Genomic DNA, 23,594 nt, shown 5'->3' with positions numbered 1-23,594 from the left:
AAATCGGCGGCCTACTACACCAATACAGCTCGGTCGCAGCCGGGCTGTCTGATCGAGAGAGTCCATGACTGTTCGTACCCGCATTGCTCCGTCCCCGACTGGCGACCCCCACGTTGGCACCGCCTACATCGCATTGTTTAACCAGTGCTTTGCCCGTCAGCACGGTGGCCAGTTCATCCTGCGCATTGAAGATACCGACCAGGTACGCTCCAGTGCTGCCTCCGAGCAGCAAATTCTGGATTCGCTGCGCTGGCTGGGCCTGAACTGGGATGAGGGTCCGGATGTGGGTGGCCCGCACGGCCCGTATCGCCAAAGCGAACGCAGCGCCATCTATCAGCAGCACAGTGAAGAGCTGATCGAGAAGGGCCATGCTTTCCGTTGCTTCTGCTCCAGCGAGCGTCTTGATGCCTTGCGCGCCGAGCAAATGGCCAACAAGCAAACGCCTGGCTACGACGGACACTGCCTGCACCTGAGTGCGGAAGAGGTAAGTGCCCGCGTTGCAGCGGGAGAGTCCCATGTGGTGCGCATGAAGGTGCCGAACGAAGGTATCTGCAAGGTGCAGGACATGCTGCGCGGGGAAATCGACATCCCCTGGGAGCAGGTCGATATGCAGGTACTGATGAAGGCAGATGGTCTGCCGACCTATCACCTGGCCAACGTGGTGGACGACCACCTGATGGGCATCACCCACGTGCTGCGCGGCGAGGAGTGGATCAACTCGGCGCCCAAGCACATCCTGCTGTACCAGTACTTTGGCTGGGAGATGCCTGCGCTGTGTCATATGCCGTTGCTGCGCAATCCGGACAAGAGCAAGCTGTCCAAGCGCAAGAATCCGACCAGCATCACCTTCTACGAGCGTATGGGCTATCTGCCGGAGGCGCTGCTGAACTACCTGGGTCGCATGGGCTGGTCCATGCCCGATGAGCGTGAAAAGTTCACCCTGGCCGAAATGGTTGAGCACTTCGACATTCAGCGCGTATCGCTGGGTGGCCCGATTTTCGACATCGAAAAGCTGTCGTGGCTCAACGGCCAATGGATTCGCGAGCTGTCTGAGGATGACTTTGCCGCTGCAGTACAGCAGTGGGCGCTTAATCCGGCGTATCTTAAACCGATGATTTCGCTGGCTCAGACCCGTGTTGAGACCTTCAGCGACCTGCCGAACCTGCTGGGCTTTTTCATGGCTGGCAAGGTGGACCCGGCGCCGGAATTGTTTGCGCACAAAAAACTGGATGCGGACGGCGTGCGCAAGGCTCTGCAACTGCTGCTGTGGAAGCTGGAAGCCTTGCGCGACTGGGACAAAGACAATATCACCGCGGTCATTCAGGCAGTGGCTGGTTATATGGAGCTGAAACTGCGTGATCTGATGCCCTTGCTGTTCCCGGCCATCACCGGCCAGGCCAGCTCGGTGTCAGTACTCGATGCCATGGCACACCTGGGCCCAGACCTCACACGCTACCGCCTGCGCCAAACCGTCGAAATGCTGGGCGGTACCTCGAAGAAAGAGAACAAGGCGTGGCAGAAAGAGCTGGAGAGCATCTGAAGCGGCAAGCCTCAAGCTTCAAGCGGCAAGCTAGAAGCAAAAGCAAAAGCAAAAGCAAAAGCGGCGCGGGGTTTGAGCCTTACGCCGCGATTCGCCGCCACCCCAATCAACTTGCGGCTTAAAGCTTCCAGCTTGCGGCTTTGCTTTAGATAAGTTGCTGTTTTGCGTAAATTTCTGTTGACAGGTCAGGGCGTCGATCTTAATATGCGCACCGTCGTTGAGACGGGGCTATAGCTCAGCTGGGAGAGCGCCTGCATGGCATGCAGGAGGTCAGCGGTTCGATCCCGCTTAGCTCCACCAAGTTTTTCGGTCGACGTTCGCGTTGGCCTGTTTTATACACTGCTGAACAGATTCCAGCCTGTTCAGAGAAGGGTTTGCGTCCCCTTCGTCTAGTGGCCTAGGACACCGCCCTTTCACGGCGGTAACAGGGGTTCGAGTCCCCTAGGGGACGCCATTTTTACCGACACGCGAAAGTGTGTCAGGGTCGCAAGACCTGGGGCTATAGCTCAGCTGGGAGAGCGCCTGCATGGCATGCAGGAGGTCAGCGGTTCGATCCCGCTTAGCTCCACCATTTCAAAAGCCGACATCACTGATGTCGGCTTTTTTTTGCCTGCGATTTGGCGGGCGTCCATCGATTATTCCACCAAGCAGTCCACCCGCCAGCGGCGCTCGCCGTCTATCAGGTCATGGCGCAGGCCGTGTATGTCGTTGCCAAAGCCCGGGAAGCGCGTCTCCAGGTCGATGGCGGCGTCCAGGTAGGCTGCAATCACATTGTCGTCAGGGAAGCGCTCTCCGGGCATGATGACCGGAATACCCGGCGGGTAGGGCACCAGCATGACCGCGCTCATGCGCCCGCTCAGTGCTTCTACCGGCACCGGCTCCACCTGGCCACGCACCATCTGCTGGTAGGCGTCGGCGGGGCGCAGATGCATCTGGGGCAGCTCTGTGTACATGTTGCGCTGCAGGCGGACCAGGGCGTGCTGCTTGTAGCACTGGTGCAGCTGTTCGCCCAGCTCGCGCAGTCCGAGGCCGGCGTAGAGCGGCTGGCTGGCGATGTCGGGCAGGGTGCTCTCCAGTGGCGCATTCTGGTCGTACAGGCGCTTGAATTCACGCAGCTCGGACAGCAGGGTGCTCCACTTGCCTTTGGTGATGCCGAGGGAAAACAGGATCAGGAAGGAGTACAGCCCGGTTTTCTCGACCACCAGGCCACGGTTAGCCAAAAACCGGGTAACCAATGCCGCGGGTATGCCGGTCTTGGCCAGGCGACCTTTTTCTTCGACGCCGGGCGTCAGCAGGCTCACCTTGATAGGGTCCAGCAGGGCGTAATTGTCGGCCATCGGGCCAAAGCCGTGCCAGTTGGCGCCGTTGCCAAGGGTCCAGTCCGCGCTGTCGAGGTTGTCCTGCTCCAGTGCCTGCTCTGGCTCCCAAACGTCAAACCACCACTGCTCGTCATCCAGCTGCTCGGCGCTTTGTTGCATGGCCTTGCGAAATGACAATGCTTCATCCAGGGTTTCCTGCACCAGCGACTCGCCGGCGGGGCCGGCCATCATGCCGGTGGCAACGTCGATGGAGGCAATCATGCCGTAGTGTGGAGAGGTTGAGGTGTGCATCATGTACGCCTCGTTGAAGCGCTCGTGATCGAGCTGCTGGTCGGCGCTGTCGCGGGCCAGAATGATCGACGCCTGAGATAGCGCGGCCAGTACCTTGTGCGGCGACTGGGTGGCAAACAGTAGTGGGTGGCCGCTGTTGCGCGGCCGGCTGCGACTCATGCCGTGGCGGCCCTGATAGAACGGATGGAAGGCAGCGTAACCAAACCAGGCTTCGTCGAAATGCAGTACCTCGACGCGGTCCTGCAGTTGCTCAACGATCATGTCGGTGTTGTAGCACAGGCCGTCGTAGGTTGAATTGGTCAGCACGGCCAGGCGGATGCGCGGAGCCGTCTGGCGGTTCTGCAGCAGCGGGTGTGCGGCAATTTGCGCCGCCAGTTGATCGGCGCTGAAGCGCTCGCGGGCGATTGGGCCGATGATGCCGTAGTCGTTGCGCGACCCGGTCAGATACAGGGGGATGGCGCCGGTCATGATAATTGCGTGCAGGATCGACTTGTGACAATTGCGGTCCACCAGCACCAGGTCATCGCGGGTGACATAGGCGTGCCAGATGACTTTGTTGGCCGTCGAGGTGCCGTTGACCACGTAAAAGCTGTGGTCGGCGCCGAATACGCGGGCGGTGTTGCTTTCGGCCTCGGCCACGGGGCCGGTGTGATCAAGCAGTGAGCCCAGCCCTGGGACCGATACCGAGAGATCCGAGCGCAGTGTGTTCTCGCCAAAAAAATCGTGAAAGGCCCGGCCTACCGGGCTCTTGCGAAAGGCGACACCGCCGCCGTGCCCCGGGGAGTGCCACGAGTAGCTGGCGCGTCCGGTGTAGTCCAGGAGCGCCTTGAAAAACGGCGGCAGCAATTGCGACAGATAGCTGCGCGCGGTGCGTGCAATTTGGCCGGCGATGAAGGGCAGGGTGTCTTCAAACAGGTAAATGATGCCGCGAATCTGATGCAGTTCGCGCAGGGCTGAAAGCCGTTCCGGGTCGATGCTCTGGCGCGTGCTGAGGGCCATGATCGGCAGCTCCGGCGAGCGGCAGTGGGCGGCGGAAAACAGGGCTTCAACTTCGCTCAGATCCGGGACCGCCTCTGGCGTAAACAGGATGCAGGACAGGCCCCGGTGCGCTTCAGCGATCAGGCGACCTTCTTCCAGCTGCTCCGCGCCGAGTACCTCAAAGCCCTCGCTGCCCAACGCCTGAAACAGGGCGTCGAGCTGACGGCCTGCGACGTTGTTTTGGCCGATGGCCGGATGGATAAGCAAAATCGGGAAGTTCAACTGTTTGAACATAGGGTGCCCCTGTGGCGAGTACTGCTTTCAGACTACGTCAGGTGTGCCTGGTTTGCATGGCTCGCCTGTATTTGTTTGAGGTGTGGAGATTGTTCTGTGTGTTGGTCTGGTTGGGCTTTGCCTGGGTGTCTTTGTAGTACCATCGGGCATCCAATGTTCACAACCAAGGAGATGTGTCTCGTGAATTGGGATTTGCCAACGCCATACACCCTGCCCATCGCGGTCGGCCCAGATGATATTGATGAGCTTGGGCACGCAAACAATGCGGTTTATGTGCGCTGGCTGGAGCGTTGCGCGTGGCAGCATTCGCAGTCGTTGGGGCTGGGGTTGGCTGAATACCGGGAGCTTAACCGCGCGATGGCGGTGTTGCGTCACGAGATCGATTATCTCGCATCAGCTTACGAGGGTGACGAGCTGGAAATGGCGACCTGGATTATTACCTGGGATCGCAAGTTGCGCATGACGCGGCATTTTCAGCTGGTGCGCAAGAGTGATGGCGTGACGCTGCTGCGTGCCCGCACAACCTTTGTGTGCATCGAGCTGTCCACCGGTCGTCCAAAGCGCATGCCGGAGGCGTTTATCGAAGGTTACCGAGAGGGGATGACCGAGGCGCCAGAGGGCATGCGGAATTAATCAGTGCTTCCCTAGGCCCGGCGCAGGGTGCGCCGGGCGGCAGGCTTAGCGGTATTCGCAGAGGTAGGCGGTATCGCGCTCGACCTTGAGGTTGAAGCGGCTGTTGGCCGCTACGGTGAACTGGTCGCCTGCGTTGTAGGTGTTCCACTCGTCGCTGCCGGGCAGTTTGACGATCAGGGCGCCATTGATAACGTGCATGATTTCCAGCTGGCTGGTGCCGAACTCGTATTCGCCCGCCGCCATGACGCCAACGGTTGCGTTGCCTTCAGGTTGCTTGAAGGCAATGGAGGCAACCTGGCCGTCGAAATACTGATTTACCTGAAACACGGGCAATACTCCTGAAGATGAAAAGGGCGCTCATTATGCCGAGCGCTGCTGGGGCGGGCAATTGCGCGTCGCTGGTCTGATTGATTTGAGTCGCCGCAGGCGGTCGTCGCTACTACGAGGTGCTACATGGCAAACATCGCATTTATCGGTCTGGGTGTTATGGGTTATCCCATGGCGGGTCACCTGCAGCGTGCAGGTCATCAGGTAACCGTTTACAACCGCACTGCGGCCAAGGCCGCCAGCTGGGTTGAGGAGTTTGGCGGGCTGAGCGCTGCGACGCCGGCTGAGGCGGCGCGGGAGCAGGATATTGTGCTGCTGTGCGTGGGCAACGACGATGATCTGCGTGAGGTGGTTTGCGGTGCCCAGGGCGTGTTTGTTGGCGCGCACAAGGGGTTGGTGGTGGTGGATCACACCACGGCGTCGGCGGGTGTTGCGCGCGAGCTGGCAGAGTTGGCCCAGGCGCAGGGCATCGGCTTTATTGATGCGCCGGTGTCTGGCGGTCAGGCAGGGGCAGAAAAGGGTCAGTTGACGATCATGGCTGGTGGTGATGCCGCGGTATTCGACCTGGTTAGGCCTGTGCTTAGCAGCTATGCCCGGATGGTCAGATTGATGGGGCCGGTTGGCAGTGGTCAGTTGACCAAAATGGTGAATCAGATCTGCATTGGCGGACTCTTGCAAGGGCTGTCCGAGGCTATGCATTTTGCCCAGCAGGCAGGGCTTGATGGTGAGGCGGTAGTGTCGGTCATCAGTAAGGGGGCGGCGCAGTCCTGGCAGATGGAAAACCGCTACCGCACCATGCTCGATGGTGAGTTTGATTTTGGCTTTGCCGTTGATTGGATGCGCAAGGATTTAGCCATTGTGCTGGAGGAGGCTGGGCGCAACGGTGCGCGCCTGCCGGTGACGGCGCTGGTGGATCAGTTTTATGCCGATGTGCAGGCGATGGGCGGTGGGCGCTGGGATACCTCCAGCCTGATTGCGCGTCTGCAGCGTGACAGTTGATGGAGTGTCGGTCTGAGTGCGGCGCCTGCTGCACGGCGACGTCGATCAGCTCGCCGATTCCGGGTATGCCGCAGGGTAAGCCGGCGGGCGTTCCCTGCGTGCAGCTGCTACCGGATATGCGCTGTGCGATCTTTGCCTCACCGGAGCGCCCGGCGGTGTGCGCGGGCTTTCTGCCTGAGGCGTCGGTGTGTGGTCAGTCCCGAGCTGATGCGCTGCGTATCATCGGTTGGCTCGAATCCGAAACACTGGCAGTTGCCAGCACCTGAGCAGAGCCACGGCGCAGTCGGCCGCCGAAGACGTTGATCACCAAGCCGCCCATAACCAGTGCCGTGCCGACCAATTGCAGCGCGCTGAGTGATTCACCCAACAGCAGCGCCGCTGAACTGAGGCCAATCACCGGCACCAGCATGGAAAAGGGGGCAACCTGTCCTGCCGGGTAGCGCGATAGCAGTCGGCTCCAGAGCCCGTAACCGAGCAGCGTTGCACCGAAGGCAAGGTAGATCAGCGCGAAAATCGACGACCCGCTGATATGTGTCAGTGCCTGGCTGATGCGCTCAGGCCCCTCCAGCCAGAGCGACATTGCGAAAAAGGGCAGTGGCGGAACCAGGCTGCCCCAGACCACCAGCGCCGTCAGGTCTACCTGCCCGACACGTTTGGTGATGATGTTGCCGCAGGCCCACATCAGTGCGGCGCAGAGGGTGAGTGCCAGGCCGGTTAGGGTCATGCTGGTGCCGCTGTGCAGGCCAATAAACAGCAGGCCGGCCGCAGCTACCAGCAAGCCGATCAGGTTGTGTGCGCGCACCTTCTCGCCAATCAGCGCGGCAGCCAGCAGCAGGGTGAAAAACGCCTGGGACTGCAGGGCCAGCGAGGCCAGGCCGGCGGGCATGCCGTTGTCCATGGCGCTGAACAGAAATGCAAACTGGCCGAAGGAAATGGTCATGCCGTAGGCGAGCAGCCAGCGCAGCGGCACCTTGGGTCGGCGGATGAAAAACACCGCAGGAATGGCCGCCAGGGTGAAGCGCGTGGCGCCGAGCAGCATGGGTGGCAGCCCGTCGAGACCAATCTTGATGACGACAAAGTTGAGCCCCCACAGGAGGATGACAATCAGGGCTCGGCCAAGATCTGCCGGTGACATGGTGCGCTCTCGGTGCAGGGCCTGTTCAGGTGGCGCTTGTGGGTGTGCAAGGCGGCGACAGGCGCAGATGAATGGCCTGTCATACAAGCACGAAATGCGCAGCCTTCAGCCATACAGTTGGGCTGCGCTTTGCCGGCACAGTTGCGCGGACAAAAAAATCCCCGCTCAAGGCGGTAATGCTGTTCACTTAAGCATTTGAGTCCATGGCGGGGTTTCTAGAAAATCCGATATCAGTCCTCTGGTATCGGATTTTTTTATGCCCATTCAGCAGCAATTGCTCGACCTCGGCGAGCTCTTCAACTTCTCTGACCTCAGCACCTTCACTCAGAACATCCCTGTTGAATGGGTTGCGAGCGCGCTCAATTTATCGGCGCAAGCCACCATCAGGCGTCGGCGCCTACCCAGTGACCAAGTACTTTGGCTGGTGCTGGGTATGGCCCTGTTTCGCGACGAGCCAGTGCATGAGGTTGCTAGGCGACTGAACATTTGCGCCCAAGGTTTGGCCTCTGATCAGTTGCTGGCTCGAAGCGGCGTAACTGAAGCACGTAAGCGCTTGGGGGCAGATCCGGTTGAGCACCTGTTCCGCCAGACCGCCAAGCAATGGGGATGCGAGCGATACGAAGGCGATGACTGGAAAGGGTTGCAGGTATTCGCGGTGGATGGCGCACTGCTGCGAACCCCCGACTCGCCCGAGTTGAGGGAGCACTTTGGCTCTGGCAACACAGGTACTGAACGCCAAACGCCTTTTCCGATGCTACGGCTCGTTGCCTTGATGAACGTACGCTCACACGTGATCCTGGATGCCCAACTCAGCCCGTATCGCGGCAGCGAAATGCGCTTGGCCGAGACCTTCCTGAGTCAGATTCCGGACAACTCAGTCACATTGTTCGATAAAGGCTTCTGGGGCGCTGATCTGCTGCTAAGCGTGGTGGATGGAGGCAACAATCGGCATTGGCTGACGCCAGCCCGCAAGAACGTCGTGATGGAGGAAGTCGAGCGTTATAGCGAATACGATCGCCGTGTTCGGATGAAAGTCTCACCTCAGGCCCGCAAGCGGAACCCTAGTCTACCTACGCATTGGGAGGTACGAGAGGTCAGCTATAAAAGCCATGGGAACATCAGGTCACTGCTCACCTCGTTGCCAGTCGAGGGCTACAGCGCAAAGGCCGTCGCTGAGCTGTACTTGGAGCGCTGGGAGATTGAACTCGGCTTTCGCGACATCAAAAGCTCGATGCAGCAGAACGCGGTAACACTGCGAAGCAAGAAGGTTGAGCTGGTTTACCAGGAGGTCTGGGGGCTGTTGCTGGCATACAACATCATTCGGCGAGAGGCTAGTCAAGCGGCTGTGGCCTTTGGTCGAGCACCCTCGGACATACGCTTCAAACCGGCCTGTCAGTACATCGCCGTCCAGCTCATCGTCATGGCTGCAGCGAATCCGGTATCGGCAACAGGTAGAAGGCTATCGGAGCTGCGCGGCGGGGTCGGAGGGTTATTTTTGGATCACCGCCCAAGGCCAGCAAGACCAAGGACGGTGAAGATTTCCAAAACCCGCTACCCGGTAAATCGCAAGGCTGCTCCGCTTAAGTGAACAGCATTACGCTCAAGGCGGGGATCTTTAAGCTGCGGCAGGTGTTACTTGGAAGGGTAATCGCGCTGCTCGGAGCCGGTGTACAGCTGGCGCGGACGGCCAATCTTGTACGGACCGCTGATCATCTCGTTCCAGTGGGCAATCCAGCCCGGGGTGCGGCCGGTGGCGAAGATAACGGTGAACATTTCGGTCGGAATGCCGATCGCCTTCAGGATGATGCCGGAGTAGAAGTCGACGTTCGGGTACAGGTTGCGCTCTTTGAAGTAGGGATCGTTGCGTGCGATCTCTTCCAGCTTCATCGCCAGCTCAAGTTGCGGGTCGTTGATGCCCAGCTCGGCCAGTACTTCGTCGCAGGTCTGCTTCATGACTTTGGCGCGCGGGTCAAAGTTCTTGTAAACGCGGTGACCGAAGCCCATCAGCTTGAACGGATCGTCTTTGTCCTTGGCCTTGGCGACAAATTTCTCGATGTTCGATACGTCGCCAATTTCGTCCAGCATGCGCAGTACGGCTTCGTTTGCACCGCCGTGTGCCGGGCCCCACAGGGCGGCAATGCCGGCAGCGATACAGGCGAACGGGTTGGCGCCGGAGGAGCCTGCCAGGCGGACCGTGGAGGTGGAAGCGTTCTGTTCGTGGTCGGCGTGCAGGACGAAAATGCGGTCCATTGCCTTGGCCAGTACCGGGCTGATCTTCTTCTCGTCACAGGGTGTGTTGAACATCATGTGCAGGAAGTTTTCGGAGTAGCTCAGGTCGTTGCGCGGGTACATCATGGGCTGGCCCATGGAGTACTTGTAGACCATGGCAGCCAGGGTTGGCATCTTGGCGATCAGGCGCACGGCGGAGATTTCGCGGTGATGCGGATCGTTGATGTCCAGCGAGTCGTGGTAGAAGGCCGACAGGGCGCCGACAACGCCACACATGATGGCCATCGGGTGAGCGTCGCGACGGAAGCCGTTGAAGAAGTTCTTCAGCTGCTCATGAACCATGGTGTGGTTCTTGATGGTGTTGTCGAACTTGGTCTTTTCCTCTGCGTTGGGCAGCTCGCCCTTGAGCAGCAGGTAGCAGGTTTCCAGGAAGTCAGACTTTTCTGCCAGCTGATCAATCGGGTAGCCGCGGTGCAGCAGAATGCCCTTGTCACCATCAATGTAAGTGATCTTGGATTCGCAGGAAGAGGTGGCCATGAAGCCGGGGTCGAAGGTGAAGACGCCTTCGCCAGTGAGGCCGCGTACATCCACGACGTCGGGACCCATAGTCCCGGAGTAGACCGGCAGATCGATGGGGGCCGCGCCCTCGATGATCAACTGCGCTTTTTTGTCAGCCATTGATGGCCTCCTGTTTTGCTGTATCGAAAAGGTGACCCCCCACGCAGGGCCCGCATCACTATAAGGTGATAAATCGGTTTGTCAATTCTGCACATGGCGAAAGGAAATTAGTGGGATTGAAAGTTTCAATACCACCTTGGCGGGGCAGGTCAAGTACACTTTGTGCCTCGGAAACAGAGCGTTTCCGGCCGGTTGCTGCGTTGTAATCAAATGTTTAAGTCACTATACTCCTTGACCGGCAAAGTGGCCTGCACAGCTTCGCCCGAAGCATGAAGTGTGTGTCATTAAAGGTGCCCTAGTGCACCTTCCTATAATCCAGCCCTGTCCACAGGGCCATGAGTGTGAATATAGCCGTGAATAGCAAAAGACCCGTCAACCTAGACCTCAGGACAATCAAGCTTCCTGTAACCGCATACACGTCGATTTTGCATCGCATCTCTGGCGTTATCCTGTTCGTCGCAATTGCAATCCTGCTCTGGATGCTCGACACCTCTCTCAGCTCCGAGAGCGGCTTTGAACAGGTCAAGAGCTGCTTGCAGAACCCCCTGGCCAAACTGGTCGTCTGGGGTATCGTCTCCGCATTGCTTTACCACCTGATTGCCGGTGTTCGTCACCTGGTGATGGATGCAGGTGTGGGTGAAGGCCTGGAGAGCGGTAAGCGTGGTTCGCAGGTAGTAATCGTGGTATCTGCCATTGTGATTGTTCTTCTGGGGGTGTGGATATGGTAACGAATGTCACCAACCTGTCTCGCAGCGGCCTTTATGACTGGATGGCGCAACGCGTCTCCGCCGTGCTGCTGGCTGTTTATGTGCTGTTTCTGCTTGGTTACCTGATTTGCAACCCAGGGCTGACCTACGCTGACTGGCAAGGGCTGTTCGCGCAGAACTGGATGCGTATCTTCAGCATTCTGGCGCTGGTCGCACTCAGTGTGCATGCCTGGGTAGGAATGTGGACCATTTCTACCGACTACCTGACTCCCATGGCGCTTGGCAAATCTGCCACCGTTATCCGCTTCCTGTTCCAGGCGGTTTGCGGTCTGGCCATGTTTGTGTTCTTTGTCTGGGGCGTGCAGATTCTCTGGGGTAACTAAATGTCTAACATTCGCACACTGACTTTTGACGCCATCATCATTGGTGGTGGTGGTGCCGGCATGCGCGCTGCGCTGCAGCTGGCTCAAGGTGGTCACAAGACCGCCGTAGTAACCAAGGTATTCCCGACTCGCTCGCACACCGTATCGGCTCAGGGTGGCATCACCTGTGCCATCGCCTCAGCTGATCCGAACGATGATTGGCGCTGGCACATGTACGATACCGTCAAGGGTTCCGACTACATCGGTGACCAGGACGCTATCGAATACATGTGTTCGGTTGGCCCGGAAGCGGTCTTTGAGCTTGAGCACATGGGTCTGCCGTTCTCCCGTACTGAACAGGGTCGCATCTATCAGCGTCCGTTCGGCGGTCAGTCCAAGAACTTCGGTGAAGGCGGTCAGGCTGCCCGTACCTGTGCTGCTGCTGACCGTACCGGTCACGCGCTGCTGCACACGCTGTATCAGAACAACGTCAAGCACAACACGACCTTCCTGAACGAGTGGTACGCAGTTGATCTGGTGAAGAACCAGGACGGCGCCATCGTTGGTGTTATCGCGATCTGCATCGAGACCGGCGAGACCGTCTACATTCGCGCCAAGGCCACCGTGCTGGCCACCGGCGGTGCTGGTCGCATCTATGCGTCTACTACCAATGCTCTGATCAACACCGGTGACGGTGTCGGCATGGCCCTGCGTGCCGGTGTGCCGGTGCAGGACATCGAGATGTGGCAGTTCCACCCGACCGGTATCGCCGGCGCCGGTGTCCTGGTTACCGAAGGTTGCCGTGGCGAAGGTGGTTACCTGATCAACGCCCACGGCGAGCGCTTCATGGAGCGTTATGCTCCGAACGCGAAGGACCTGGCTGGTCGTGACGTTGTCGCGCGCTCCATGGTCAAGGAAATTCTGGCCGGCAACGGCGTAGGTCCCAACAAGGATCACGTACTGCTGAAGCTGGATCACCTGGGTGAAGAAGTGCTGCACAGCCGTCTGCCGGGTATCTGTGAACTGTCCAAGACCTTTGCGCATGTTGATCCGGTCACCGCGCCGGTTCCGGTTGTGCCGACCTGTCACTACATGATGGGTGGTGTGGCTACCAACATTCACGGTCAGGCCATCACCCAGGACGCCGAAGGTAACGACAAGATCGTTGAAGGCCTGTTCGCTGTTGGTGAGATTGCCTGCGTGTCGGTACACGGTGCCAACCGTCTGGGTGGCAACTCGCTGCTTGACCTGGTGGTGTTTGGCCGTGCTGCCGGCCTGCACCTGGAGTCGGCCCTGAAAGAGGGTATCGATTACCGCGGCGCTTCGGAGTCCGATATCGAGGCCTCCCTGGCTCGTCTGTCTGGCATTAACGAACGCGCTACTGGCGAAGACGTTGCGCCGCTGCGCAAAGAACTGCAGGACTGCATGCAGAACTACTTCGGTGTGTTCCGCACCGGCGAGTACATGCAGAAAGGCATCAAGCAGCTTGCTGACCTGCGTGAACGCATCGCCAACGTCAAGATCGACGACAAGAGCCAGGCGTTCAACACTGCACGTATCGAAGCACTGGAACTGCAAAACCTGCTGGAAGTGGCAGAAGCCACCGCCATCGCAGCCGAGGGCCGCAAAGAAAGCCGTGGCGCTCACGCCCGCGAAGACTTCGAGGATCGCGATGACGAGAACTGGCTGTGCCACAGCCTGTTCATGCCGGGCACCAAGGAACTCAGAAAGCGCGCAGTTAACTTCTCGCCGAAGACCGTTCCGACGTTCCAGCCTAAAGTGCGTACCTACTGAGGGTCATCGATATGTTGCAAGTAAGTGTTTATCGTTATAACCCGGAGAGCGACAACGCCCCGTTCATGCAGGACTTTCAGGTCGACACCAACGGCAAGGACATCATGGTTCTTGACGTGCTGGCCCTGATCAAGGAACAGGACGTTGGTTTTTCCTATCGCCGTTCCTGCCGTGAAGGCGTTTGCGGCTCAGACGGCATGAACATCAACGGCAAAAACGGTCTGGCTTGTATCACTCCGCTGTCTGCGGTAGTGAAGAACAACAAGCTGATCCTGCGTCCGCTGCCTGGTTTGCCGGTTATTCGTGACTTGGTTGTAGATATGAGCATCTTCTACAAGCAGTACGAAAAAGTTCAGCCGTATTTGCAGAACGACACGCCGGCGCCGGCTATCGAGCGCCTGCAGTCACCCGAAGAGCGGGAAAAGCTGGATGGCCTGTACGAGTGTATCCTCTGTGCATGCTGCTCCACCTCCTGTCCTTCTTTCTGGTGGAACCCGGACAAGTTTATTGGCCCGGCAGGTCTGCTGCAGGCTTACCGCTTCCTGGCGGATAGCCGCGATGAAAAGACCTCCGAGCGTCTGGCTTCCCTGGATGACCCGTTCAGCGTATTCCGCTGCCGTGGCATCATGAACTGTGTGAATGTGTGCCCGAAAGGTCTTAATCCGACCCGCGCCATTGGCCACATCCGCAACATGTTGCTGCAAAACGGTACCTGATCGGTTGTAATTGCATTAAGTTGGCCTGAGCCGGCTCCTGCCATAGGGAGCCGGACAGTTTTTTAACGAACCGCACGCTCAAAAAGCAGCGGTTTGTATGTACCTAAACCAACAGGGGCACTCGGGTAACACCCGAACTATCTGTCGGGGCCGGCAATTTTCCGTTCTACGGAATAGGTGGCGGCAGGATCGGAGGCAGCGACACTGCTCCCGGATCAACGCCAGCATGTTTCGCGCGGATGACAAGGCTTTGCCTTGCCAATTAATGGTCTTAGCGCCAGGTGGTGTCCCCTTATAGAGGGTGACCAAGCATGCCAGACAGCGTAATGCAGCAGCTGTGGAGTACCTCTCACCTCGACGGTGGGAATGCCTCCTATGTTGAAGAGCTTTATGAGCTCTATCTGCACGATCCGAACAGCGTTGCCGAAGAGTGGCGCAGCTATTTTCAAAAGCTGCCGCAGGTCAACGGCCATGCCGGTTCGGATGTAGCCCATTCCACCATCCGCGATCACTTCCTTCATCTCGCCAAGAGCAATCGTCGTCCGCAAGCTGCCTCCGGCGGTGCGGTCAGCAGCGAGCATGAAAAAAAGCAAGTTGACGTTCTGCGCCTGATCCAGGCTTTTCGGATGCGTGGGCATCAGGCTTCCAACCTTGACCCGCTGGGGCTCTGGAAGCGTGACGAAATCGTTGATCTGACCCTCGCTGATTACGACCTGACCGACGCAGACCTCGACACCGTGTTCCGCACCGGTGAGCTGCAGATCGGCAAGGACGAAGCGACTTTGCGTGAAATCCTCGATGCGCTCAAGGTCACCTACTGCTCGACGTTCGGCGTCGAGTACATGCACATCGTCGATTCCACCCAGCGCCGCTGGTTTCAACAGCGCATCGAAAGCGTGCGCGGCAAGCCTCAGCTGGGCGCCGACACCAAGCGCCACCTGCTGGAGCGTCTGACTGCCGCCGAGGGCCTGGAAAAGTACCTGGGTACCAAATACCCCGGCACCAAGCGCTTTGGCGTTGAAGGCGGTGAAAGCCTGATCCCGATGCTGGACGAAATCATCCAGCGCTCCGGTTCCTACGGCACCCAGGAAGTTGTGCTTGGCATGGCACACCGTGGTCGCCTGAACGTCCTGGTCAACACCCTCGGCAAAAATCCGCGTGACCTGTTCGACGAGTTTGAAGGCAAGAAGAAGGTCGACATGGGCTCCGGTGACGTTAAGTACCACCAGGGTTTCTCTTCCAACGTGATGACCTCCGGTGGCGAAGTCCACCTGGCGCTTGCCTTCAACCCCTCTCACCTGGAAATCGTGTCTCCGGTGGTAGAAGGGTCGGTACGTGCCCGTCAGGATCGCCGTCAGGATCCGGCTGGTGACAAGGTGCTGCCGATCAGCATCCACGGCGACGCCGCCTTCGCAGGGCAGGGCGTGGTCATGGAAACCTTCCAGATGTCCCAGACCCGTGCCTACAAGACCGGTGGCACCATCCACATCGTCATCAACAACCAGGTTGGCTTTACCACTAGCCGCCAGGACGATGCGCGTTCTACCGAGTACTGCACCGATGTCGCCAAGATGATTCAGGCGCCGATCTTCCACGTCAACGGCGACGATCCGGAAGCGGTCCTGTTTGTAACCCAGTTGGCTGTCGATTACCGCATGCAGTTCAAGCGCGACGTGGTTATCGATCTGGTTTGCTACCGTCGTCGTGGCCACAACGAGGCTGACGAGCCGTCCGGCACCCAGCCGCTGATGTATGACGTCATCACCAAGCACCCGACTACCCGCGACATCTATGCTGAGCGTCTGGTAGGCGAGGGCGTGCTGACCAGTGATGAAGTGCAGGAGCGTTTCGAGGAATACCGTAACGCGCTGGACAATGGTGATCACGTGGTCAAGAGCCTGGTCAAGGAGCCCGACACCGGGTCCTTCGTCGACTGGGCCCCTTACCTCAACCACAAGTGGACTGCCCGCCACGACACCAGCTTTGATCTGAAAACCCTGCAGGAGCTGGCCAACAAGCTGACCGACCTGCCCGACGGTCTGGTGCTGCAGCGTCAGGTCGGCAAGATCATCGAAGATCGCCGCAAGATGGCTGCCGGTGCACTGGCGCTGAACTGGGGCTTTGCCGAAACCATGGCCTACGCCACCTTGCTGCACGAAGGTCACCCCGTGCGCATCACTGGCCAGGACGTGGGTCGCGGTACCTTCTCGCACCGTCATGCCGTGCTGCACAGCCAGAACGACGGTCGTGCCTATGTACCGCTGCGCAAGCTGAGCGAAAACCAGCCGCGCTTCGACATCCATGACTCCTTCCTGTCTGAAGAGGCCGTGCTGGCGTTCGAATACGGTTATGCGACCACCACGCCGAACGCGCTGGTGATCTGGGAAGCCCAGTTTGGTGACTTCTTCAACGGCGCCCAGGTGGTAGTTGACCAGTTCATCACCAGTGGTGAGCACAAGTGGGGCCGTCTGTGCGGTCTGACCATGCTGCTGCCGCACGGCTACGAAGGGCAGGGTCCTGAGCACTCCTCTGCACGTCTGGAGCGCTTCCTGCAGTTGTCGGCCGAGCACAACATTCAGGTATGCGTGCCCTCTACCCCGGCGCAGGTCTACCACATGCTGCGCCGCCAGGTGATTCGTCCGCTGCGCAAGCCGCTGATTGCCCTGACGCCCAAGTCGCTGCTGCGCCACAAGCTGGCCACCTCGACGCTGGAAGAGCTGGCTGACGGCTCCTTCCAGACCGTTATTCCTGAGGTCGATGCCATCGATCCCAAGAAAGTGGATCGCGTCATCATGTGCAGCGGCAAAGTCTATTACGACCTGCTGGAGAAGCGCCGCAACGAAGAAGCGGACAACATCGCCATCGTGCGTATTGAGCAGCTGTACCCGTTCCCTGAGGACGATCTGGCCGAGGTTCTGGCGCCCTACAAGCATCTGAAGAAGGTGGTGTGGTGTCAGGAAGAGCCGATGAACCAGGGCGCCTGGTACTGCAGCCAGCACCATATGCGCCGTGTGCTTGCCCAGCACAAGACCAAGAATCTGTATCTGGACTACGCTGGACGGGAGGCGTCTGCCGCCCCGGCCTGTGGACATCCTTCCATGCACGCGGAACAGCAGGAAAAGCTCCTGCAAGACGCCTTTACCGTCTGAGCGCAGCCAGACAACAGAGATTAATAAGGATCGACAATGGCTATCGAAATCAAAGCCCCTACATTTCCCGAGTCGGTTGCCGACGGTACTGTTGCCACCTGGCACAAGCAGCCGGGCGATGCGGTAAAACGCGACGAGCTGCTGGTAGATATCGAAACCGACAAGGTTGTGATGGAAGTACTGGCCGAAGCAGACGGTGTTATGGGTGACATCGCCAAGGCCGAAGGCGACACCGTGCTGAGTGGTGAAGTACTGGGCGTACTGAAAGACGGCGAAGCGGCTTCCGCGCCTGCTGCCAAGAAAGAAGAGCCCAAGGCCGACGCCGCGCCGGCTGCTGAACAGGCCGGTGGCGAAGAGCCGCTGCTGTCGCCGGCAGCGCGCAAACTGGCCGAAGAAAACGGCCTGGCTGCCAGCGATATCACTGGTACCGGCAAGGGCGGTCGCGTTACCAAGGAGGACGTGCTGAACGCTATTGAAGCGAAGAAGAACGCTCCTGCTGCGCCGGCTGCCAAGCCTGCGGCTGCCGCGGCTCCGGCTGCCGCTGTTGCGCTGGGTGAGGGTGATCGCGTTGAGAAACGTGTGCCCATGACCCGCCTGCGCGCGCGCATCGCCGAACGTCTGGTTGATGCCCAGTCCAGCATGGCCATGCTGACCACCTTCAACGAGGTCAACATGAAGCCGGTCATGGACCTGCGCAAGAAGTACAAGGACCTGTTCGAGAAGAAGCACAACGGCGTTCGCCTGGGCTTCATGTCCTTCTTCGTCAAGGCGGCGACTGAAGCGCTCAAGCGCTACCCGGCTGTTAATGCCTCGATTGACGGCAACGACATCGTCTACCACGGTTATCAGGATATCGGTGTTGCGGTATCCAGTGACCGCGGCCTGGTGGTGCCGATTCTGCGCAACACCGAGCACATGGGTCTGGCCGATATCGAAGGCACCATCGCCGATTACGGCCGCAAGGCGCGTGACGGCAAGCTGACCATGGAAGAAATGACTGGCGGCACCTTCACCATCTCCAACGGTGGTGTGTTTGGCTCGCTGGTTTCTACTCCGATCGTCAACCCGCCGCAGGCCGCTATCCTGGGTATGCACAAGATCCAGGAGCGTCCGATGGCGGTAGACGGTCAGGTTGTCATCCTGCCGATGATGTACCTGGCGCTGTCCTACGATCACCGCCTGATCGACGGCAAGGAAGCGGTCAGCTTCCTGGTTGCCATCAAGGATTTGCTGGAAGACCCGGCGCGTCTGCTGCTGGACGTTTGATAGAACCAACGGGTTTTCGGCGGTACCTCAAGAATCGCCCGGCAGCCGCAGGCGCCGGGCGAACGTCTGAATACTGCTGCCAACAGAGGATTTGCTCATGAGTCAGAAATACGATGTGGTAGTTATCGGTGCGGGCCCCGGCGGTTATGTGGCCGCCATCCGCGCCGCGCAATTGGGTCTGAAAACCGCCTGTATCGAGAAGTACGTCGGTAAAGATGGCAAGCAGGCACTGGGTGGCACTTGCCTGAACGTCGGCTGTATCCCGTCCAAGGCACTGCTGGACAGCAGCTGGAAGTATCACGAGGCCAAAGAAGGCTTCAAGGTCCATGGTATCGACGTCAAGGGCGTCAACATGGATGTGCCGGCGATGGTCGAGCGCAAGGACAAGATCGTCAAGCAACTGACCGGCGGCGTTGCTGCGCTGTTCAAGGCCAATGGCGTCACCAGCATTGAAGGTCACGGTAAGCTGCTGGCCGGCAAGAAAGTCGAAGTCACTGCGCCAGACGGCAACGTAACCGTAATCGATGCCGAGAACGTCATCCTGGCTTCCGGCTCGGTGCCGATCAACATTCCGCCGGCGCCGCTGACCGATGACATCATCGTTGATTCCACCGGTGCGTTGGAATTCAGCGCTGTGCCCAAGAAGCTTGGCGTGATTGGTGCCGGCGTTATCGGCCTGGAGCTGGGCTCGGTATGGCGCCGTTTGGGCGCCGAAGTGGTTGTCTTCGAAGCGCTGGACAGCTTCCTCAGTCTGGCCGACGAGCAGGTTGCCAAGGAAGCGATGAAGACCTTCACCAAGCAGGGTCTGCAGGTTCGCCTTGGCGCTCGCGTCACTGGCACCGAGATCAAGCGCAAGCAGGTCACTGTGTCCTTCACCGACGCCGAAGGCGAGCAGCAGCTGACCTTTGACAAGCTGATTGTTGCCGTTGGCCGCCGCCCGTACACCGAGAACCTGCTGGCCTCCGACTGCGGCGTTGATCTGGACGAGCGCGGCATGGTCTACGTTGACGACTACTGCGCCACCAGCGTGCCGGGTGTCTACGCTGTAGGTGATATGGTTCGCGGTCCGATGCTGGCCCACAAGTCCTCGGAAGAGGGCGTGATGGTTGCTGAGCGCATTGCTGGCCATAAGGCGGCGATGAACTACGACCTGATCCCGTCGGTTATCTACACGCACCCGGAGATCGCGTGGGTTGGCAAGAACGAGAAGCAACTCAAGGCCGAAGGTGTTGAGTTCAACGTGGGCGTGTTCCCGTTTGCAGCCAGTGGCCGCGCCATGGCGGCCAACGACACCGGCGGTTTCGTCAAGATGATTGCCGATGCCAAAACCGACCGCGTTCTGGGTGTGCATGTGATTGGCCCGAGCGCAGCCGAGCTGGTTCAGCAGGGCGCCATTGCCATGGAATTCGGCACCAGTGCCGAAGACCTCGGCATGATGGTGTTCTCGCACCCGACCCTGTCCGAAGCGGTGCATGAAGCCGCGCTGGCCGTAAATGGTCACGCAATTCATGTCGCAAACCGCAAGAAGCGTTAACATAGCGCCTCATTGACCCGGCGGTCATCATTCTGACCGTCGGGTCTGCTGTGCAAAGAACAACTTTGACCGAGTGATCGGTCAGGCCACAACGAGGTGGCCAGCCAACTGGCCGACGGCCGTTGCCCCGAAACCGTGGCGCCTGCAGGGTGGTTACAAAATGTAACCCTGCTGAAGCGTGCAGTGTTTACCATGTTCGGGCTAACAGGCTAGCGGCAGGCGGCAATGGTGGCGGGCACTCGTAGAGTGGCGGCTAGAAAGTAATTCCTACACGATCAAAACGGTAGAAACGCATGAATCTTCACGAATATCAGGGGAAGCAGCTGTTCGCTGAATACGGCCTTCCTGTCTCCAAGGGTTTTGCTGTAGACACTCCGGAAGAAGCGGCCGAGGCCTGTGAAAAGATTGGCGGCGACATGTGGGTCGTCAAGGCTCAGGTTCACGCTGGTGGCCGTGGTAAGGCCGGTGGCGTCAAGCTGGTCAAGAGCAAGGAAGATGCAAAAGCCTTCGCCGAGCAGTGGCTGGGTCAGCGTCTGGTCACTTACCAGACTGATGCGAACGGCCAGCCGGTTAGCAAGATCCTGGTTGAGTCCTGTACCGACATCGCTCAAGAGCTGTATCTGGGCGCTGTAGTTGATCGTTCTACTCGTCGCATCGTGTTCATGGCCTCCACCGAAGGCGGTGTTGAGATCGAGAAGGTTGCTGAAGAGACTCCCGAAAAGATCCTCAAAGCCACTATCGATCCGCTGGTTGGCCCGCAGCCGTACCAAGGCCGTGACCTGGCTTTCCAACTGGGTCTGAAAGGTGACCAGATCAAGCAGTTCACCAACATCTTCGTAGGTCTGGGCAAGCTGTTTGCCGACTACGATCTGGCGCTGCTGGAAATCAACCCGCTGGTCATCAAAGAAGACGGCAACCTGCACTGCCTGGATGCCAAGATCAACATCGACGGTAACGCCATGTACCGTCAGCCCAAGCTGCGCGCCATGCACGATCCGTCTCAGGACGATCCGCGTGAAGCCCACGCTGCCAAGTTCGAACTGAACTACGTTGCTCTGGAAGGCAACATCGGCTGCATGGTCAACGGTGCCGGTCTGGCCATGGGCACCATGGACATCGTCAACCTGCACGGCGGCAAGCCGGCCAACTTCCTGGATGTTGGCGGCGGCGCGACCAAAGAGCGCGTGACCGAAGCATTCAAGATCATTCTGTCCGACTCCAACGTACAGGCCGTTCTGGTTAACATCTTCGGCGGTATCGTACGCTGCGACATGATTGCTGAAGGCATCATCGGCGCCGTTAAGGAAGTGGGCGTTAAAGTACCGGTTGTTGTCCGTCTGGAAGGCAACAACGCCGATCTCGGCGCCAAGGTACTGGCCGAGAGTGGCCTGAACATCATCGCTGCAACCAGTCTGACCGACGCTGCCCAGCAAGTCGTCAAGGCCGCGGAGGGTAAATAATGAGCATCCTGATCAACAAAGACACCAAGGTAATCTGCCAGGGCTTCACCGGCTCGCAGGGCACGTTCCACTCCGAGCAGGCGATTGCCTACGGCACCAAGATGGTCGGCGGTGTAACCCCGGGCAAAGGCGGTACTACTCACCTGGGCCTGCCGGTTTTCAACACCGTTGCTGAAGCCGTTGAAGCCACTGGCGCCGAAGCCAGCGTTATCTACGTTCCGGCTCCGTTCTGTAAGGATTCCATCCTGGAAGCAGCCAACGGCGGCATCAAGCTGATCGTCTGCATCACCGAAGGTATCCCGACCCTCGACATGCTGGATGCCAAGGTCAAGTGTGACGAGCTGGGCGTGCGCCTGATCGGCCCGAACTGCCCGGGCGTGATCACTCCCGGTGAGTGCAAGATCGGCATCATGCCCGGTCACATTCACCTGCCGGGCAAGGTCGGCATTGTTTCCCGCTCAGGCACCCTGACCTACGAAGCGGTCAAGCAGACCACTGACGCCGGTTTTGGTCAGTCCACCTGCGTTGGTATCGGTGGTGACCCGATCCCGGGCTCCAACTTCATCGACATCCTGAAGATGTTCCAGGAAGACCCCAAGACCGAAGCGATCGTTATGATTGGTGAGATTGGCGGTAGCGCTGAAGAAGAAGCGGCAGCCTTCATCAAGGCCAATGTTACCAAGCCGGTTGTGTCCTACATCGCTGGTGTTACTGCTCCGGCAGGCAAGCGTATGGGCCACGCTGGTGCGATCATCTCCGGTGGCAAAGGTACTGCAGACGAGAAGTTTGCTGCCCTGGAAGATGCAGGCGTTAAAACTGTTCGCTCGCTGGCCGAAATCGGCGCTGCGCTGGCAGAACTGACTGGTTGGGAAATGAAGTAAGCTAGACCTAACCAGTGTGCTGACAAAACCCCGCCTTGGCGGGGTTTTGTTTTTTGGGTTTCCGGCTTAAATGGTTGGCAAGAAATTGCTCGCGGCAGCTTTTTAGCCATGCTCCATAAAAATGAATGCTCGATCAATTTCATGCAAATCGAACTCGCCCGTGTTTATCGCTTAGGGATACTCTGAAGTAGCCCTGCATATCCGGCCGGCTTTATAGGGCAAACAATGTCACCAATTGTCGCAGGATGGCCGTTTCGTCCTTATCTCGATCAGGGGAGGCCCCAAGCACCGCGCACGGCTATCCATCCGGCTCATGACATTCTTTGATCGTGAGATCGCGCTTCCGGGTTGCGGGATATCCCCCATTTACAGCTTGGTTCAACCTTCTATAGTGACATGGTCAACCCCATACAGCGCCGGAGACAACCATGACAGACGTACAAGCTAGCAGTAAATACCCGACCCCAGATCCAGCGGAGGACAATGCATTCTTCCCCTCGCCCTATTCACTGAGTCAGTTTACGTCGCCAAAATCTGACCTGAGTGACGCAAATTATCCTGCCCCCTACACAGGCGGTCGCTGGAAGATCCTGCTGGTTGGCGCAGATGAACGCTATCTGCGTACGGACAATGGCACCATGTTTTCGACTGGAAACCACCCGGTGGAAACGCTTTTGCCGATGTATCATCTGGACAAGGCCGGCTTTTCTTTCGATGTCGCGACGCTGTCTGGCAACCCGGTCAAGTTTGAGTTCTGGGCGATGCCGTCGGAAGACGAGGAAGTAAAAGGACTGTTCGCCAAATACCGAGACCAGTTCAAGGAGCCTTTGAAACTTGCAAATGTTGTCGAAAAAGCGCTGGGCGATGATTCAGACTATATTGGGGTGTTCATTCCTGGAGGACATGGTGCCTTGATCGGCTTGCCTGAAAGCCAAGAGATGAAAGCCGTCCTTGAATGGGCAGTTGCAAATGACAAGTTCATTATCTCGCTCTGTCATGGGCCAGCGGCCTTCCTTTCTGTTGGTAACAACCCTCGCTTTTCTGGGTACAAGATTTGTGCTTTCCCTGATGATCTCGACGCCCAGACTCCGGATATTGGCTACATGCCAGGTCATCTGACGTGGAAGTTTGGAGAAAAGCTGCAAGCGCTTGGCTTCGAAATTGTGAATACGGATATTTCTGGTGCTACGCATCAACACGAGAAAATGCTGACCGGTGATAGCCCGCTAGCCGGGAATAATCTCGGCAAGCTTGCGGCCAAAGCCCTGCTGGACGAGGTTGGTAAAGCTTAACCCCTATGCC

The 23,594-nt window shown here is 58.6% G+C and carries 19 protein-coding genes and 3 tRNA genes; 18 read left to right on the top strand and 4 right to left on the bottom strand.

Features of this window, described 5'->3' with window-relative positions; all coding sequences use genetic code 11:
- The first annotated feature begins 64 nt into the window (after positions 1-64).
- The 4 genes from gltX (at position 65) to HV822_RS00800 (ending at position 2,111) form a co-directional block, all read left to right on the top strand.
- Positions 65-1,540, top strand: a complete 1,476-nt coding sequence (gene gltX / locus HV822_RS00815; protein ID WP_238871784.1) for a glutamate--tRNA ligase — start codon at positions 65-67, stop codon at positions 1,538-1,540.
- Between the two features lie 224 nt (positions 1,541-1,764).
- A tRNA-Ala gene (locus HV822_RS00810) sits at positions 1,765-1,840 on the top strand.
- 78 nt (positions 1,841-1,918) lie between these two features.
- A tRNA-Glu gene (locus HV822_RS00805) sits at positions 1,919-1,994 on the top strand.
- A gap of 41 nt (positions 1,995-2,035) precedes the next feature.
- A tRNA-Ala gene (locus tag HV822_RS00800) sits at positions 2,036-2,111 on the top strand.
- Between the two features lie 64 nt (positions 2,112-2,175).
- On the opposite strand, the gene HV822_RS00795 is transcribed toward HV822_RS00800, so the two are convergent.
- Complete coding sequence (locus HV822_RS00795; protein ID WP_238871783.1) at positions 2,176-4,422, bottom strand: Orn/Lys/Arg family decarboxylase; 2,247 nt, start codon at positions 4,420-4,422, stop codon at positions 2,176-2,178.
- A 180-nt stretch (positions 4,423-4,602) separates the two neighbouring features.
- On the opposite strand from HV822_RS00795, the gene HV822_RS00790 reads away from it, so the two are divergent.
- Positions 4,603-5,055, top strand: coding sequence for an acyl-CoA thioesterase (locus HV822_RS00790; RefSeq protein ID WP_238871782.1), 453 nt, complete (start codon positions 4,603-4,605; stop codon positions 5,053-5,055).
- A gap of 45 nt (positions 5,056-5,100) precedes the next feature.
- On the opposite strand, the gene ppnP is transcribed toward HV822_RS00790, so the two are convergent.
- Positions 5,101-5,382, bottom strand: a complete 282-nt coding sequence (gene ppnP / locus HV822_RS00785) for a pyrimidine/purine nucleoside phosphorylase (RefSeq protein WP_238871781.1) — start codon at positions 5,380-5,382, stop codon at positions 5,101-5,103.
- Between the two features lie 126 nt (positions 5,383-5,508).
- On the opposite strand from ppnP, the gene HV822_RS00780 reads away from it, so the two are divergent.
- Both HV822_RS00780 and HV822_RS00775 read left to right on the top strand, forming a co-directional pair.
- The gene (locus tag HV822_RS00780; RefSeq protein ID WP_238871780.1) at positions 5,509-6,381 is read left to right on the top strand and encodes an NAD(P)-dependent oxidoreductase; all 873 of its coding nucleotides are present in this window, start codon (positions 5,509-5,511) and stop codon (positions 6,379-6,381) included.
- Positions 6,381-6,647 carry a YkgJ family cysteine cluster protein gene (locus tag HV822_RS00775; RefSeq protein ID WP_238871779.1) on the top strand — a complete coding sequence of 89 codons (267 nt, stop codon included), beginning with the start codon at positions 6,381-6,383 and terminating at the stop codon, positions 6,645-6,647. Before HV822_RS00780 ends, HV822_RS00775 begins: the two co-directional genes overlap by 1 nt.
- Here HV822_RS00775 and HV822_RS00770 read toward each other — a convergent pair.
- Positions 6,575-7,516: an EamA family transporter gene (locus HV822_RS00770; RefSeq protein WP_238871778.1), complete on the bottom strand. Its 942-nt coding sequence runs from the start codon at positions 7,514-7,516 to the stop codon at positions 6,575-6,577. The genes HV822_RS00775 and HV822_RS00770 overlap by 73 nt on opposite strands.
- Positions 7,517-7,772: 256 nt before the next feature.
- On the opposite strand from HV822_RS00770, the gene HV822_RS00765 reads away from it, so the two are divergent.
- A complete protein-coding gene (locus HV822_RS00765) occupies positions 7,773-9,104 on the top strand; it encodes an IS4 family transposase (RefSeq protein WP_396264818.1) in 1,332 nt (443 codons plus the stop codon).
- Positions 9,105-9,148: 44 nt separating this feature from the next.
- On the opposite strand, the gene gltA is transcribed toward HV822_RS00765, so the two are convergent.
- Positions 9,149-10,423, bottom strand: coding sequence for a citrate synthase (gene gltA / locus HV822_RS00760; RefSeq protein ID WP_238871655.1), 1,275 nt, complete (start codon positions 10,421-10,423; stop codon positions 9,149-9,151).
- Positions 10,424-10,764: 341 nt separating this feature from the next.
- On the opposite strand from gltA, the gene sdhC reads away from it, so the two are divergent.
- From sdhC to hchA, 10 genes are all read left to right on the top strand, one after another.
- The gene (gene sdhC, locus HV822_RS00755; protein ID WP_238871654.1) at positions 10,765-11,151 is read left to right on the top strand and encodes a succinate dehydrogenase, cytochrome b556 subunit; all 387 of its coding nucleotides are present in this window, start codon (positions 10,765-10,767) and stop codon (positions 11,149-11,151) included.
- A complete protein-coding gene (gene sdhD, locus HV822_RS00750) occupies positions 11,145-11,513 on the top strand; it encodes a succinate dehydrogenase, hydrophobic membrane anchor protein (protein ID WP_238871653.1) in 369 nt (122 codons plus the stop codon). Before sdhC ends, sdhD begins: the two co-directional genes overlap by 7 nt.
- Positions 11,514-13,286, top strand: a complete 1,773-nt coding sequence (gene sdhA / locus HV822_RS00745; RefSeq protein WP_238871777.1) for a succinate dehydrogenase flavoprotein subunit — start codon at positions 11,514-11,516, stop codon at positions 13,284-13,286.
- A gap of 11 nt (positions 13,287-13,297) precedes the next feature.
- Positions 13,298-14,002, top strand: coding sequence for a succinate dehydrogenase iron-sulfur subunit (locus tag HV822_RS00740; protein WP_238871776.1), 705 nt, complete (start codon positions 13,298-13,300; stop codon positions 14,000-14,002).
- Positions 14,003-14,313: 311 nt separating this feature from the next.
- Positions 14,314-17,151, top strand: a complete 2,838-nt coding sequence (locus HV822_RS00735; RefSeq protein WP_238871775.1) for a 2-oxoglutarate dehydrogenase E1 component — start codon at positions 14,314-14,316, stop codon at positions 17,149-17,151.
- Positions 17,152-17,187: 36 nt separating this feature from the next.
- Positions 17,188-18,417: a 2-oxoglutarate dehydrogenase complex dihydrolipoyllysine-residue succinyltransferase gene (odhB, locus tag HV822_RS00730; RefSeq protein ID WP_238871774.1), complete on the top strand. Its 1,230-nt coding sequence runs from the start codon at positions 17,188-17,190 to the stop codon at positions 18,415-18,417.
- Between the two features lie 97 nt (positions 18,418-18,514).
- Positions 18,515-19,951 carry a dihydrolipoyl dehydrogenase gene (lpdA, locus tag HV822_RS00725; RefSeq protein ID WP_238871773.1) on the top strand — a complete coding sequence of 479 codons (1,437 nt, stop codon included), beginning with the start codon at positions 18,515-18,517 and terminating at the stop codon, positions 19,949-19,951.
- A 293-nt stretch (positions 19,952-20,244) separates the two neighbouring features.
- Positions 20,245-21,411, top strand: coding sequence for an ADP-forming succinate--CoA ligase subunit beta (gene sucC, locus HV822_RS00720; protein WP_238871772.1), 1,167 nt, complete (start codon positions 20,245-20,247; stop codon positions 21,409-21,411).
- Positions 21,411-22,292 carry a succinate--CoA ligase subunit alpha gene (sucD, locus tag HV822_RS00715; RefSeq protein WP_238871771.1) on the top strand — a complete coding sequence of 294 codons (882 nt, stop codon included), beginning with the start codon at positions 21,411-21,413 and terminating at the stop codon, positions 22,290-22,292. Before sucC ends, sucD begins: the two co-directional genes overlap by 1 nt.
- Before the next feature lie 428 nt (positions 22,293-22,720).
- Complete coding sequence (gene hchA / locus HV822_RS00710; protein ID WP_238871770.1) at positions 22,721-23,584, top strand: glyoxalase III HchA; 864 nt, start codon at positions 22,721-22,723, stop codon at positions 23,582-23,584.
- Positions 23,585-23,594: the final 10 nt, after the last annotated feature.

Origin of the sequence: Halopseudomonas maritima (assembly GCF_021545785.1) — a bacterium.
In the GTDB taxonomy this organism is placed as follows: Bacteria; Pseudomonadota; Gammaproteobacteria; order Pseudomonadales; family Pseudomonadaceae; genus Halopseudomonas; species Halopseudomonas maritima.
This window is presented reverse-complemented; position numbering and strand designations above follow the sequence as displayed.